The 13,799-nt window shown below is 59.5% G+C and carries 12 protein-coding genes and 1 pseudogene; 7 read left to right on the top strand and 6 right to left on the bottom strand.

What is annotated here, in order from left to right; all coding sequences use genetic code 11:
- The 5 genes from alr (at nucleotide 1) to AAAB35_RS07410 (ending at nucleotide 5,610) form a co-directional block, all read left to right on the top strand.
- Nucleotides 1–1,167: an alanine racemase gene (gene alr / locus AAAB35_RS07430; protein WP_340667577.1), complete on the top strand. Its 1,167-nt coding sequence runs from the start codon at nucleotides 1–3 to the stop codon at nucleotides 1,165–1,167.
- Nucleotides 1,167–2,567 (top strand): DNA repair protein RadA, encoded by a 1,401-nt coding sequence (radA, locus tag AAAB35_RS07425; RefSeq protein WP_340667576.1) that lies wholly within the window; start codon nucleotides 1,167–1,169, stop codon nucleotides 2,565–2,567. Before alr ends, radA begins: the two co-directional genes overlap by 1 nt.
- A gap of 43 nt (nucleotides 2,568–2,610) precedes the next feature.
- Nucleotides 2,611–3,213: a CvpA family protein gene (locus AAAB35_RS07420; protein WP_340667575.1), complete on the top strand. Its 603-nt coding sequence runs from the start codon at nucleotides 2,611–2,613 to the stop codon at nucleotides 3,211–3,213.
- Between the two features lie 171 nt (nucleotides 3,214–3,384).
- A complete protein-coding gene (gene purF / locus AAAB35_RS07415; RefSeq protein WP_340667612.1) occupies nucleotides 3,385–4,845 on the top strand; it encodes an amidophosphoribosyltransferase in 1,461 nt (486 codons plus the stop codon).
- A 12-nt stretch (nucleotides 4,846–4,857) separates the two neighbouring features.
- On the top strand, nucleotides 4,858–5,610 hold the full coding sequence (locus AAAB35_RS07410) for an SDR family NAD(P)-dependent oxidoreductase (RefSeq protein WP_340667574.1): 753 nt from the start codon (nucleotides 4,858–4,860) through the stop codon (nucleotides 5,608–5,610).
- Between the two features lie 64 nt (nucleotides 5,611–5,674).
- Here AAAB35_RS07410 and pssA read toward each other — a convergent pair whose 3' ends face one another.
- From pssA to AAAB35_RS07385, 5 genes and pseudogenes are all read right to left on the bottom strand, one after another.
- Nucleotides 5,675–6,517: a CDP-diacylglycerol--serine O-phosphatidyltransferase gene (gene pssA / locus AAAB35_RS07405; RefSeq protein ID WP_340667573.1), complete on the bottom strand. Its 843-nt coding sequence runs from the start codon at nucleotides 6,515–6,517 to the stop codon at nucleotides 5,675–5,677.
- A 9-nt stretch (nucleotides 6,518–6,526) separates the two neighbouring features.
- Nucleotides 6,527–7,228: pseudogene (locus AAAB35_RS07400) on the bottom strand (phosphatidylserine decarboxylase); the annotation flags it as partial.
- Nucleotides 7,229–7,347: 119 nt separating this feature from the next.
- Complete coding sequence (locus AAAB35_RS07395; RefSeq protein ID WP_340667611.1) at nucleotides 7,348–9,159, bottom strand: ABC transporter ATP-binding protein/permease; 1,812 nt, start codon at nucleotides 9,157–9,159, stop codon at nucleotides 7,348–7,350.
- 71 nt (nucleotides 9,160–9,230) lie between these two features.
- Nucleotides 9,231–9,566: a metalloregulator ArsR/SmtB family transcription factor gene (locus AAAB35_RS07390; protein ID WP_340667572.1), complete on the bottom strand. Its 336-nt coding sequence runs from the start codon at nucleotides 9,564–9,566 to the stop codon at nucleotides 9,231–9,233.
- A gap of 124 nt (nucleotides 9,567–9,690) precedes the next feature.
- Entirely contained in the window at nucleotides 9,691–10,956 is a 1,266-nt protein-coding gene (locus AAAB35_RS07385) for a LysM peptidoglycan-binding domain-containing protein (protein WP_340667571.1), read from the bottom strand.
- A gap of 174 nt (nucleotides 10,957–11,130) precedes the next feature.
- Between AAAB35_RS07385 and AAAB35_RS07380 the strand changes: the two genes are divergently transcribed.
- Both AAAB35_RS07380 and AAAB35_RS07375 read left to right on the top strand, forming a co-directional pair.
- On the top strand, nucleotides 11,131–11,736 hold the full coding sequence (locus AAAB35_RS07380; protein WP_340667570.1) for a TIGR00730 family Rossman fold protein: 606 nt from the start codon (nucleotides 11,131–11,133) through the stop codon (nucleotides 11,734–11,736).
- A gap of 19 nt (nucleotides 11,737–11,755) precedes the next feature.
- Nucleotides 11,756–12,757 carry a CorA family divalent cation transporter gene (locus tag AAAB35_RS07375; RefSeq protein WP_340667569.1) on the top strand — a complete coding sequence of 334 codons (1,002 nt, stop codon included), beginning with the start codon at nucleotides 11,756–11,758 and terminating at the stop codon, nucleotides 12,755–12,757.
- Between the two features lie 11 nt (nucleotides 12,758–12,768).
- Here AAAB35_RS07375 and rarD read toward each other — a convergent pair whose 3' ends face one another.
- A complete protein-coding gene (rarD, locus tag AAAB35_RS07370) occupies nucleotides 12,769–13,725 on the bottom strand; it encodes an EamA family transporter RarD (protein ID WP_340667568.1) in 957 nt (318 codons plus the stop codon).
- Nucleotides 13,726–13,799: the final 74 nt, after the last annotated feature.

The raw sequence follows: 13,799 nt of genomic DNA, 5'->3' as shown, positions 1-13,799 counted from the left end.
TTGAACAGTAAGACTAATGTAACCACCACCGGCGCCGACCCGCGGCTGGCTGGTGGGCGTTTGACCGTCGATCTCGATGCCCTCGCCGCCAACTGGCGGCTGCTCGCCGAAAAGTCGAAACCCGCCCAGACCGCAGCGGTGGTCAAGGCGGATGCCTATGGGCTCGGTATCATCCATGTCGTGCCGGCGCTCTGGCAGGCCGGCTGCCGCACCTTCTTCGCTGCGCTCGCCCAGGAAGGACTGCGCGTCAAAGCCGTTGCACCCGATGCGCGGGTCTTTGTCCTCAATGGATTTTTCGAGGGCGCATTTCCGTTCTACGAACAATCGGACCTCATTCCAGTGCTTGGATCGACCTATGAAATCGATCTTTGGAAGCGCGCGAATTCCGGCCGCGCCGATCCGCTGCCATTTGCTCTGAACGTTGATACCGGCATGAACAGGCTCGGGCTCAGCCCGGAGCAGGCGCTCGCCTTCGCGTCCGATCCGGAGGCGGCCATGCCGGTACTTCTCATCACCCATCTTGCGACCGCCGACGATGCGGCGCATGCTTTGACCCGAAAGCAATTTGAATCATTTCAAAAGCTTCTGACGGCTTTCAAAGGCATCGAATCAAGTATCGCCAACTCGCCGGGCGTCTTCCATACCTTGCATGCCGGCTTTGATCTGAGCCGTCCCGGCGTTGCCATGTATGGCGGCGAGCCGCTCTCCGGCGTGGCTAACCCGATGCGGCCCGTCGTCACGCTCGAGGCACGCGTCGTGCAGATCCGCAACGGCCGTAAAGGCGAAACCGTCGGCTATGGCGCAACGACAACGCTTGAGCGCGACACGAGGATCGCAATCTGCTCGGCCGGCTATGCCGACGGCTATCTGCGCTCAGCATCCGGAAGCGGCGTGCCGCTGCGCAGCGTCGTCCACAAGGGCGGCGAAGGCTTCCTTGCCGGCCAAAAAGTGCCGGTGATAGGCCGTGTCACCATGGATCTCACCTCGTTCGATGTAACGGATCTTCCCGAGAACGCCGTCAAGCCCGGCGACTTCATCGAATTGATCGGTCCCAACATTGCGCTGGACGACGCGGCGCGAGCCGCCGGTACCATTGGCTACGAGTTGTTGACCAGCCTCGGCAACCGCTTTCACCGGCGCTATCTCTATTCCGGAAAGCACGCTTGATGGCGAAGCCCCGGGTCCAATTCATTTGCCAGAACTGTGGCGCTGTGCATTCGCGCTGGGCGGGAAAGTGCGACGAGTGCGGCGAGTGGAACACGCTCGTCGAAGAGGGAACGTCCGGTGGGATCGGAAGTGGTCCCGGGCGCCTGTCGGCGCGCAAAGGCCGCGCTGTCGCTTTGACCAGTCTCTCCGGGGAAATCGAGGATGCGCCACGCATCCGCTCAGGCATCGGAGAGCTCGACCGCGTCACCGGCGGCGGCTTCGTGCGCGGTTCCGCCATTCTTGTTGGCGGCGACCCCGGAATCGGCAAATCCACCCTGTTGACCCAGGCCGCGGCAGCGCTGGCACGGCGTGGCAACCGGGTCGTCTATGTGTCGGGCGAAGAGGCGGTTGCGCAGATCAGGCTGCGCGCCCAACGGCTCGACGCCGCTGACACCGACGTGCAGCTTGCGGCCGAGACCAATGTCGAAGACATCCTGGCAACGATCGCCGATGCGAAGCGCCCGGACCTCATCATCATCGATTCGATCCAGACGCTGTGGACCGATGCCGCCGATTCGGCGCCGGGTACGGTCACTCAGGTGCGCGCCGGGGCGCAGGCCATGATCCGCTACGCGAAACAGACCGGCGCCGCGGTCGTGCTCGTCGGCCACGTCACAAAGGAGGGCCAGATTGCCGGGCCCCGCGTCGTCGAGCACATGGTCGACGCTGTGCTCTATTTCGAAGGGGAAGGCGGTCATCACTACCGTATCCTGCGCACCGTGAAGAACCGCTTTGGTCCGACCGATGAAATCGGCGTTTTCGAAATGTCGGATCGCGGCTTGCGCGAGGTAGCTAATCCCTCCGAACTTTTCCTTGGCGAGCGCAACGAGAAATCGCCGGGCGCGGCAGTGTTTGCAGGCATGGAAGGCACCCGCCCCATCCTTGTTGAAATACAGGCCCTGGTCGCTCCATCGACCCTTGGCACGCCGCGGCGCGCCGTCGTTGGCTGGGACGGCAATCGCCTGTCGATGATTCTCGCCGTCCTCGAAGCCCACTGCGGGGTTCGCTTCGGCCAGCATGACGTCTATCTCAATGTGGCCGGCGGGTATCGGATTGCCGAGCCGGCCGCCGATCTTGCGGTCGCCTCCGCGCTGGTTTCCTCCATTGCCGGTATTGCCCTTCCGGCGGATTGCGTCTATTTCGGCGAAGTCAGCCTATCGGGCGCCGTGCGTCCGGTTGCACATGCTGTACAGAGATTGAAAGAAGCAGATAAGCTTGGGTTCAAGCAGGCAGTTCTTCCCAAGGGAAGCAATGACGTCGCAAAGAACGGCAATGCTCGTCTGACCGAAACGGCGTCGCTGCCGGACCTTGTGGCCCGAATCGCGGCCTCGGGACCGGGAAAAAGACAACGCGAAGACTGACCAGATGGGGGCCATCGGTCGGGTGACATGGGGATGAAAATAAATGCCGATTACGTTGCTTGACGGAATTCTACTGGGCATCACCCTCGTTTCGGCGGTCCTCGCCATGGTGCGCGGCTTCTCGCGCGAAGTGCTCTCGGTCGTTTCCTGGGCAGCGGCGGCGGCAGCCGCGTATCTTTTCTATAAGCCCGTCGTTCCCTTCCTTACCCCCTATATCAGCAATGAGACCATCGCGCAGATCGCGGCGGCCGGCCTCGTCTTTATCGTGACACTGATTGTGGTGTCGATCATCACCATGAAGATTGCCGATTTCATCATCGACAGCCGTATCGGTGCGCTTGATCGCACGCTCGGCTTTCTGTTTGGCGCGGCGCGCGGCATTCTTCTCGTCGTCGTTGCGATGCTGTTCTTCAATTGGCTCGTTCCGGAAAACCAGCCGGCCTGGGTCGGCCAGGCCAAGTCGAAGCCAATGATCGACCAACTCGGGGCGAAGCTCATCGGCCTCCTGCCAGAGGACCCCGAATCAACCATCCTGAAGCGGTTGAAGCCCGGCACGCCTGCTGCTCCGGAAGCATCGCCTGACGCAACGACGGCACCTGAACCGAAGGAAGATATCCCACCGGAAGGTGGTGCGACAAACCAGTGACTTGGAGTCTTGGTGCTTATGCACCATATAGGGGCTTCGATTGACACTTGGGCTTGGACCCAACCCTGTTAGTCGATTGCCTCCTATGGCATAATACAGACTAGGCACAATTGAATCTGCGGCGAAAGGCTGGCGGTGATGACCGACATTTCTCGTGACGATACCCAATTGATGTCCCTCGATGACGACACACTGCATGAAGAGTGCGGTGTGTTTGGCATTTTGGGGCACCCCGACGCGGCCACGCTGACTGCGCTCGGGTTGCATGCGCTGCAGCACCGCGGGCAGGAAGCCGCCGGTATCGTTTCCTATGATGGCCGCCAGTTCTGTTCCGAGCGGCGTATGGGCCTCGTCGGCGACCATTACACCAACCCGGCCACGCTTGCCCAGCTCCCGGGCGACAGGGCAATCGGCCATGTACGCTACTCGACGACCGGTGATACGGTCCTGCGCAACGTGCAGCCGCTTCTGGCCGAACTCGAAGTCGGCGGCATAGCCATCGCCCACAACGGCAATTTCACCAACGGCCTGACATTGCGCCGCCAGCTGATTGCCGATGGCGCGATCTGCCAGTCCAATTCCGACACGGAAGTCGTGCTCCACCTTATCGCGCGTTCCCGCCATGCGTCCTCTAGCGACCGCTTCATCGATGCGATCCGCCAGATGGAAGGCGGCTATGCAATGCTTGCCCTCACCCGCACCAAGCTCATCGCCGCACGTGATCCGATCGGCATTCGCCCGCTGGTGATGGGCGAACTCGATGGCAAGCCGATCTTCGCATCCGAAACCTGTGCGCTCGACATCATTGGCGCGAAATTCATTCGCGACGTTGAAAATGGCGAAGTGGTGGTGTGCGAGATTCAGCCGGACGGCTCCATCAGCATCGATGTCTTCAAGCCGCAAAATCCCAAGCAGGAACGGCTCTGCCTGTTCGAATATGTGTATTTCGCCCGGCCCGATTCCATTGTCGGTGGTCGCAACGTCTACACTGCGCGCAAGAACATGGGTATCAACCTGGCCAAGGAAGCTCCGCTCGAGGCCGACGTCGTCGTGCCGGTCCCGGATGGCGGCACCCCTGCGGCGATCGGCTTTGCCCAGGCAAGCGGCATACCCTTCGAGCTCGGCATCATCCGCAACCATTATGTCGGACGCACCTTTATCGAGCCGACCCAGTCGATCCGCGCCTTCGGCGTGAAGCTCAAGCATTCGGCCAATCGTGCCGTGATCGAGGGCAAACGCGTCGTTCTCATCGACGACTCGATCGTGCGCGGTACGACATCGGTAAAGATCGTGCAGATGATTCGCGATGCAGGTGCACGCGAAGTCCATATCCGCGTTGCGAGCCCGATGATCTTTCACCCGGATTTCTACGGCATCGACACGCCTGATGCCGACAAGCTTCTCGCCAATCAGTACGCAGACCTTGAGGCGATGTGCCGTTACATCGGCGCGGATTCACTCGCGTTCCTGTCGATCGATGGTCTCTACAAGGCCGTCAGTGGACAGACGCGCGATCCGCGTGCGCCGCTGTTTACGGATCACTACTTCACAGGCGACTATCCGACCCGGCTTCTTGACAAGACCGGGCCGAGCAATGTTCACAAGCTCTCGCTCCTCGCAAATAACGGTTGAGTTCACGACACAATGATTTCTGACGGCAGTTTTCGGCTGGACGGCAAGCTTGCGCTTGTCACCGGCGCATCCCGGGGTATTGGCTATTTTCTCGCCAAGGATCTTGCGGCCCGTGGCGCCCATGTCATCGCTGTCGCCCGGACGGTCGGTGGACTCGAAGATCTCGATGACGAGATCAAGACGGCCGGGGGTACGGCGACACTGGTACCGCTCGACCTCGCCGACATGCCGGCCATCGACCGGCTCGGCGGCTCAATCTATGAACGCTGGGGCAAGCTCGACATCATGGTGGCGAATGCCAGTGTTCTCGGCACGATCTCGCCTATCGGTCATGTTGAAGCCAAGGTCTTCGACAAGCTGATGTCGATCAACGTATCGAGTGTCTGGCGCCTGATCCGTACCACCGATCCCTTGCTAAAGCTTTCCGATGCCGGCCGCGCAATATTCCTGTCGTCGGGCGTCGCCCATTCGGCACGGGCCTATTGGGGTCCTTATGCGGCCTCCAAGGCCGCAGTCGAAGTGATGGCGCGCAGCTGGGCCGAGGAGACGCGCCAGACGCGCCTTCGCATCAACTCGGTCAATCCTGGCCCTACGCGTACTGCCATGCGCACCCAGGCGATGCCCGGTGAGGATCCTGAGACGTTGCCGACGCCTGGCGAGGTCGCCGCGAAGATAGCGCTTCTGCTCGATCCGGCTATCGACGATACCGGCAAGCTCTATGACGTGCGCGAGGGCAAGCTCCTGAGCTACAACGATCCGAGTTAAACGACGAGGCGTATCCAATCCGCAAGCAGCTGATCGACGCCAAGGCCGATTAGCGGTCCTTGGATCAAGATGCTGCTTCGGACCCTTCCTTTTCGACAGCAGCGGCGTTGAGTGCGTCCGCCGCCTCAAAGCGCTTCCATGCGCGTGTGCTGAAAGGCAGGCTGATGAAGAAGGCAATCGTCGTCAGCGTCAGCGTCTCCCACGTATAGCTCATCAGAAATGCCACATAGACAACTATGAACAAGAAGATCGGCATGACCCAGTCGGAGCGAAGCTTCGTACCCGCGGCCTTCCCGCTATAGACCGGAAGGCGGCTGATCATCAGACTTGCAACCATGACCGTGTAGGCGGCGGCACCGAATGCGAGTGCCCGTGTAGGAGCAAGGCCGAGAAAACCCAGATAGACCGGCAGCATCACCAATAACGCGCCTGCGGGCGCGGGCACGCCGGTAAAAAAGTTCTTTTGCCAGATGGGCTGCCCGACAGCGTCGAGCATGACATTGAAGCGCGCCAGGCGCAGGCAGCACGCGATGCAATAGAGCAGCGCGGCTATCCAGCCGAAGGAGCGAGCCTGGTCCAGCATGTAGGCGTAGAGGACCAGCGCCGGAGCGACCCCAAAATTGACAATGTCGGCGAGCGAATCCATCTGCGCGCCGAAATTGCTTGATCCCTTCATCATGCGGGCAATGCGCCCGTCGATGCCGTCAAGAAACGCCGCCAGGAGCACCATGGCGACAGCAAGTTCGAAGCGGTTTTCGAAAGCAAGCCTGATCCCGGTGAGCCCCGCGCAGATGGCGAGGACGGTAATGACATTGGGAACCAGATAGCGCAGCGGAATGCGTCTGCCCCGAAGCTCGTTTGCCCGAGGTTTTTCATCGAACAGCGGGTCGGATTCAGATTCGTTCATGCCGCCACCTCAGCTGATCCGCACCAGAGGGGCACTTGCAGCACCGCCAAATTCCGCGATCACAGTCTCACCGCCGACCGCGATCTGCCCGATGGCAACACGGGGTGTGAAGCCTTGGGGTAAATAAACATCCACACGCGAGCCGAATCGGATAAGGCCGAAGCGTTCACCGATCGAAAGCGCGTTGTTTTCGTCGGCCCAGCACACGATGCGGCGGGCGACGAGGCCGGCGATTTGGACCACGGCCACCTCGCCATTGGGGCTTTCGATCAAAAGGCTGTTGCGCTCGTTTTCGGCGCTCGCCTTGTCGAGCTCGGCGTTGAGAAACTTGCCGGGCTTGTGAACAATGGTCTTGATCCGTCCGCGCACTGGTGCCCGGTTTATGTGGCAGGAGAAAACATTCATGAACACGGAAATGCGCGTCATCTCGCTGGCGCCAAGGCCGAGTTCGCGCGGCGGAACAGCGGGCCCCACCGACGATACGATCCCATCCGCGGAGCTTATCACCAGCTTGTCGTCGATAGGTGTCACGCGTTGCGGGTCGCGGTAGAAATAGATGCACCAGGCAGTCAGGACGAAGCCGATCCAGAAAAGCGGCTCCCAGAAATAGCCAAGAATGATGGTCGCGCCGGCAAAACCGGCGATGAACGGATAGCCCTCCCGATGAATCGGCACCAATGTATTGCGGATGGAATCGACAAGGCTCATTCGTTGTTTCCTGCTTTGGCCGGCACTTTACGAAACGCAAGTCTCGCCAATGCGTTTCGCGCGTTACTTATCGGAGATTGATGGCTGGGGCAAACCCTACGATCGCAGCTTAATCGAAACGCCTATGCCGCCGGCTCGCCGCGAAGGACGACACCAAGATCGTCTTCCTCCCGCACTCGGCGCAGCCGCTCCTCGGCCTCGGTGGCTTCGCGCTGGCGATTCCACATGGAAGCATAAAGCCCATTGCGTGCCAGCAGCGTCAGATGCGTGCCGCGCTCGGCAATGACTCCATCCTTGAGAACGATGATTTCATCGGCGCCGATGACCGTCGAAAGACGGTGTGCAATGACAAGCGTTGTGCGATTGCGGCTGACGAGATCGAGCGCTGACTGGATTTCATGTTCGGTCGCACTGTCGAGCGCCGAAGTCGCCTCATCGAGAATGAGGATCGGCGGCGCCTTCAGGATCGTCCTGGCAATGGCGACACGCTGCTTTTCGCCGCCGGAAAGTTTCAAACCGCGCTCGCCTACCATCGAGTCGTAGCCGTCCGGCAAGGTCTGGATAAATGGACCGATTTGCGCGAGCTCTGCCGCGTTGCGCATTTCCTGGTCGCTCGCATCCATCCGCCCATAGCGGATATTGTAAGCGATGGTGTCGTTGAAGAGGACCGTGTCCTGCGGCACCATGCCGATCGCGGACCGCAGGCTCTCCTGCGTGACGTCGCGGATATCCTGCCCGTCGATGCTGATCGAGCCGCCCTGAATATCGTAAAAGCGGAAAAGCAGCCGCGACAGTGTCGATTTCCCGGCGCCGGACGGACCCACGATCGCGATCGTCCTGCCCGCCGGCACTTCGAAACTGACGCCCTTCAGGATTGGGCGCTTCGGATCATAGGCAAAGTGTACATTGTCGAAGCGCACGGATCCGCGCGCTACATCGAGCGGTCTGGCGTCCGGCTTGTCCTGGACCTCCTGTTCCACGTCCAGGAGATCGAACATCTGCTCGATGTCGGTCAGACCCTGGCGCACCTCGCGATAGATGAAGCCGATGAAATTGAGCGGGATCGACAGCTGCATCAGCATGGCGTTGATGAATACAAAGTCGCCGAGCGTCTGGGTGCCGGCCAGCACCTCCCTGCCCGACATGATCATCATGACGGCCATGCCGACGCCGAAGATCACCGCCTGACCGAAGTTGAGCCAGCCGAGCGAAGTCCAGATACGGGTTGCCGATACTTCGTAGCGCGCCATCGCCGAGTCGAAACGCTTGGCCTCCATGGCTTCGTTGCCGAAATACTTGACGGTCTCGAAATTGAGCAGCGAGTCGATGGCCTTGGAATTGGCATCCGTATCGGACGCGTTCATATCGCGGCGTATGCCGATGCGCCAATCGCTCGCCCTGACAGTGAACCAGGTATAAAGCCAGACGGTAACGACGACCACGGCGACATAGGAAAAACCATAGCTCACGGCGAAGATGACCGCCGTCATGAGGAATTCGAGAATCGTGGGCGCCGTATTCAGAATTGTGAACCGGACGATCGTTTCGATGCCCTTGGTACCGCGCTCGATGATGCGCGAAAGGCCGCCGGTGCGCCGTTCGACGTGAAAGCGCAACGACAAATCATGCATATGGACGAAGGTCTTATAAGCGAGTTTTCGCACGGCATATTGGCCGACGCTGGCGAAAAGCGCATCGCGCAACTGATTGAGGCCTGCCTGGACGATGCGCGCCAAATTATAGGCGGCAACCAGCATGAGAGGACCAACGAGCAACGCCGGCACGAGATCGGACGGCTCGAACTTGCCGTTGAGCGCGTTGGTCGCCCATTTGAAAAAGTACGGAACAAGGATCAGGACGACTTTGGAAATGACGAGGTAGACTGATGCCCATACAACCCGCATGCGCAGATCTGGTCGCTCCATGGGCCACATATAGGGCCAGAGATTGCGGATTGTCTGGAGCGTCTTTCCAGAGTCGGCGGAAACGGTCTTGTTGGCCACTTTTAATCCTTGTGGACGGCTGGGTGCGGCGAGGCTTGGTCCCGACCCGTTCTATCTTGAGGACAGCAAAGGATTGCCATGTCGCTGACGAACGCAGCAAACGTGACGAATGCATCCGGATTGATGCTGTAATGCGAGTTCTGGCCCGATGGCTGATAACGGACGAGCCCGGCTTTAACGAGAATCTTCAGATGTTGAGAAACGGTCGATTGGGCGAGATCGAGCTGCGCAACGATATCCTTGCAACAGGATTGTTCGAGACAGGCAAGTTGCCGCACGATACGCAAGCGTGCTGGGTGAGCAAGTGCGGCAAGGACTCGAGCTGTTTCGGCGTCCAACAGGGATCGTTCAAACTGGTTAGCGCATTTCATCGTCCATCGGCGATAGACGATATGATTTTCCAAAGCAAGCCGAAATACAAAAAGTTATTCCGGCCGCGACGCCGGAATAACACAATCATTGTCATTCAATCGTCGATTTATCCTGCTCCGGCAGAGTGAAGACCTGTCCAGGAAAGATCTTGTTCGGGTTGCGGATCTGTTCCTTGTTGGCGAGATAAATCGTCGTATAGCGCATCCCCGCCCCATAGGTGCGGCGAGAAATTCGCCAGAGATTGTCACCGCGGCGAATAATGACCGATCCATCAACATTCTTCAGAGGTGCTTCCTGCGCAGTGGAATCCGTGCCCTGCGGAACAGCTCCTGTAGAGCTGTCTCCGGTTTCGCCGGGCATCGTTGCATCGGCAACGGCGGCAACACGTTCACCCGCCTCGCGCTTGAACGGAACCGCCGCCCGCGCGATAATCGTGATGCCATCCCGGCCCATCATTTCGGCGCGGATAATGTAATCGCCCACGGCCAGTTCTTGCACGGTCTGCAGGAGGAACCGGCCATTCGGCGCGGTCTTTGTCGTTCCGAGCGGATCGTCATTGGCATAAAGCTTCACTGTGGACCCCGCCTCCGCTGTGCCCGCAATGAAGACCTTGTTGCCCTCGATCTCAACCGCCTCGACGGCAACAAGGGCCTTCTCGGCCGGTGCTACGACCGGCTTGTTCCCCGTTGGTGCGGCTGCGGTCGCGGTCTGAGCCTCGGCGGGTGCCTCCGGGGCGGGGGCGGTCGCCTGCGGCGTCGTGATCATGCGGCTCGGCTGGCCTGATTGTTCAACAAGAGCCAGAACCTGCCCGGACTTGGTTTCTGGGATGGAAACGATGGCGGTTTCAAGCGATGTCAGTGCGCTCCCATCAGGCAACGTCGAACGCAGCACCAACTGATAGTCACCGGGTTTCAGCGGCGTGTCGAGTGCAATGACAAAGTCGCCGGTATCGGTGGCCTTACCGGTGCCAATGATCTTCGACCCCGACAAAAGATCGACAGTGGCATTCTTCGCCGACTTGCCCGCGACAACGATCGATCCCGAAGGTTCGACGCGCAGAACGTCAAAGGTTGGGCCGCTCGAGGTAATCGTCGCTTCGCCTTGCGGCGCAGTTGGCTCGGGTTGGACCGCGGGGGCATTGGCCGCAGGAAGGTTCGCGCTCTCGGTCTTGCCCTGTTGTTGCGGTGCCGGTGTCGGCGCGGGAGCTGGCTGCTGCGTCTTTGCAGGACTGGTCGCAAGCGCTACGGATTTGTCTGAAGTCGGCTCACCCGGCAGAAGCGCCACGACAGCGGCGACGAGCCCAGCGGCAACGACGGTACCGAGCCCCAAGACCGCAATTTTATTCTCGAACATCATTCCCCATTCCTATTGTTCTCTATTTGGTCTAGCGCCTTTTCGGCTAAGCTACAAGAAAACCCTTTAGATTCAGGCCTAGTCTTTAGACTTATCAAGAACAAATCTGGGGTAGGAAACTTTTGTCGCATTACTACCGCCTTGACCTTTGGCAGTGCAGGAGGCACCACTCGTCGCATGAGCAAGATTCGATCCATTTGTGTCTATTGCGGTTCCTCACCGGGCCGTGATCCGATCTACAAGCAAAGCGGCAAGCTGCTTGGCAAGTCGATTGCCGAACACGGGCTTGAGCTTGTCTATGGCGGTGGCACCAAGGGCATCATGGGCGCGGTCGCGGACGGCGTCATGTCCGCAGGCGGTCGGGTAACCGGCATCATTCCCAAGTTCCTGATGAACAAGGAAGCCACCGAACACGCGCTTGGCCAGCTTTCTGAATTGATTGTCACCGAAGACATGCACGAGCGCAAGCACAAGATGTTCGAGCGCTCGGACGCCTTTGTCACACTGCCGGGCGGCATTGGGACGGTCGAGGAAATCGTCGAGATCATGACCTGGGCACAGCTCGGACGTCACCGCAAGCCAATGGTCTTCGCAAATATCAACGGCTTCTGGAATCCGATGCTGGCGCTGATCGACCATATGAAGGCCGAAGGGTTCGTGCATACGTCACATTTGGTCAATCCGCTTGTGGTAGAAAACCCCGTAGACATCGTGCCCGCGGTGCTCAACGCCGCTGCGCGAGGCGACCGGCAAGGCGATGAGTCGATCATCGAACGGATGTAGAAACGAAAGGGATCGATAGGTGGACACGAAAGCCTTGGATCCCAATAGCAGACAACTCACAAGCGATGACTTTGTCATAAGCCACGCCTTCGGTGACGATGGCGCGCTTATCCAACATCCCAACGCTTCTAATCCTGCCATATGGACATGGAAAAGCTATGCTCTCGCCGATGCGAGAGCGCGGCGCAGTCTGGAGGCGGACAACACCCTGCCCGAGACCGTGCGCGAGGTGTTGCTTGCCTCCGGCGACCAATGCCAGATCAACTATGACGATGGGTGGCTCTATGGCGAGTTGCCGGATCTTCAGCATGAGCATTACGGTGATCCGCGCGAGCTCGGCTACTTCCGCTTTGCTTTCAATGAGCGGCTGTTCATCAGTGCGCGGCGCCACCCGCTCCAGTCCGTCGACGATGTGCGCCAGGCGATCGGCCGCGGGAAGATCCGGCTGACATCGCCTCTCACCCTGTTCAATGCAGTCTTCCGACGATTTCTTGAGCTACTCAAGGCGGAGATTGCCAAGCTTTCGGAAACGCTCGACTCGATCGAAGACCATATTGTCGGCGAGAATTGGCAGGGAGAACGCGCGCGGCTCGTACCGGTTCGCCGGCAAATCGTGGTCTTTCACCGCTATTTGACGGCCGCGATCAGCCTGTTTCGCCATATCGACCACGCCGACCGCAGAGCACTCCCGGAAGAGTTGGACGACCTCATCGAGGCTCTCTCGCGACGGGCCGAGACGCTCCATGCCGAGGGCGACCAGCTGCAGCAACGTGCACGGCTGTTGCAGGACGAACTCATGGCGAAGCTCACCGACCAGTCGAACCAGTTTCTCTACGTTCTGTCGGTGATGACGGCTGTGCTTTTGCCAAGCACAGTTATCAGCGGGCTCTTCGGGATGAATACGGGCGGACTTCCGCTCGCCGAAAGCGGGCATGGTTTCTGGATCATCGCCTTCATCGCGCTTGCGATCTCAGCAATCGTCTATCTCGTGGTGCGCAGGATCGGCGGGACGAGGAGCTAGGCGAGCGCGACCTAAGCCGCTCTCACCTTGCGGGCTTCGTGCAGCATGGACCAGGTATAGATGGCGAGGGCCGCCCAGATCAAAGCGAAAGCGATGAACTGGATATGCGAGAATGGTTCGCCAAATACGAAGATCGCGCTCAGGAAAACGATCGTCGGTGCAATATACTGCATCAGGCCGATCGTCGTGTAGCGCAGGAGCTTTGCGCCAAATGCGTAGAGAATCAGGGGAACCGCTGTTGCAGGACCGGCGAACAGCAGCAGGCCGACATCGTGGGCGCTGCCGTTGAAGAAATGGCTGGTGCCCTGCGAAACCGTCCAGGCGATGAAGGCGAGCGACGGAACCGACAGAAGCAGGACCTCAAGCATGAAGCCTTGTGTCGGTCCGATCGGGAGCGTCTTGCGGAAGAACCCGTAGAAACCAAAGCTGAAGGCAAGGACGAGCGAGATCCACGGCAAACCACCGAAATAGATTGTCAGAAGGATCACGGCACAGGCAGCGAGGGCGACCGCAACCGCCTGCGGCTTCGACAGCCTTTCGCCAAGGAAAATGCCTCCAAGAACGACATTCACCAGAGGGTTGATGTAGTAACCGAGCGCAGTGTCGATAGCGTGACCACTGCCGATTGCCCACACATACGTCCCCCAATTGAGGGTGATGAGGGAGGCCGTCAGCATTGCCATCAAAAGCATGCGGGGTGTCGTCAGCGCGACCTTGAGATCGCCGAACAAGCCGAGCCACCAGAGCAGAAGCCCGGCGATGGGCACCGACCAGATGATACGATGCGCCACGACTTCGAGCGCCGGCATATGAGCGACCGTCTTCAGGTAGAACGGAAGGATACCCCAGAGAAGATAGGCCGCGAGCGCAAAGATGAAGCCTTTTTTCCCGTCGGACATGCCGCCGGGAACTTCTGTTGTGACAAGGCCCGCGGTCACGGCGCGATTGGTGGTGATTTGCTCGGTCATGGTGTGGGAAGTCCTAGTCCTCGCTTCCCAGCACGTCCATTGAATTCGGCTGATCAATACATCAAGCCAGTTGA

It is taken from the genome of Phyllobacterium sp. (genome assembly GCF_037994425.1).
In the GTDB taxonomy this organism is placed as follows: Bacteria; Pseudomonadota; Alphaproteobacteria; order Rhizobiales; family Rhizobiaceae; genus Phyllobacterium.
The sequence above is the reverse complement of the archived record's forward strand: the minus strand, read 5'-3'. Positions and strand labels throughout refer to the sequence as shown.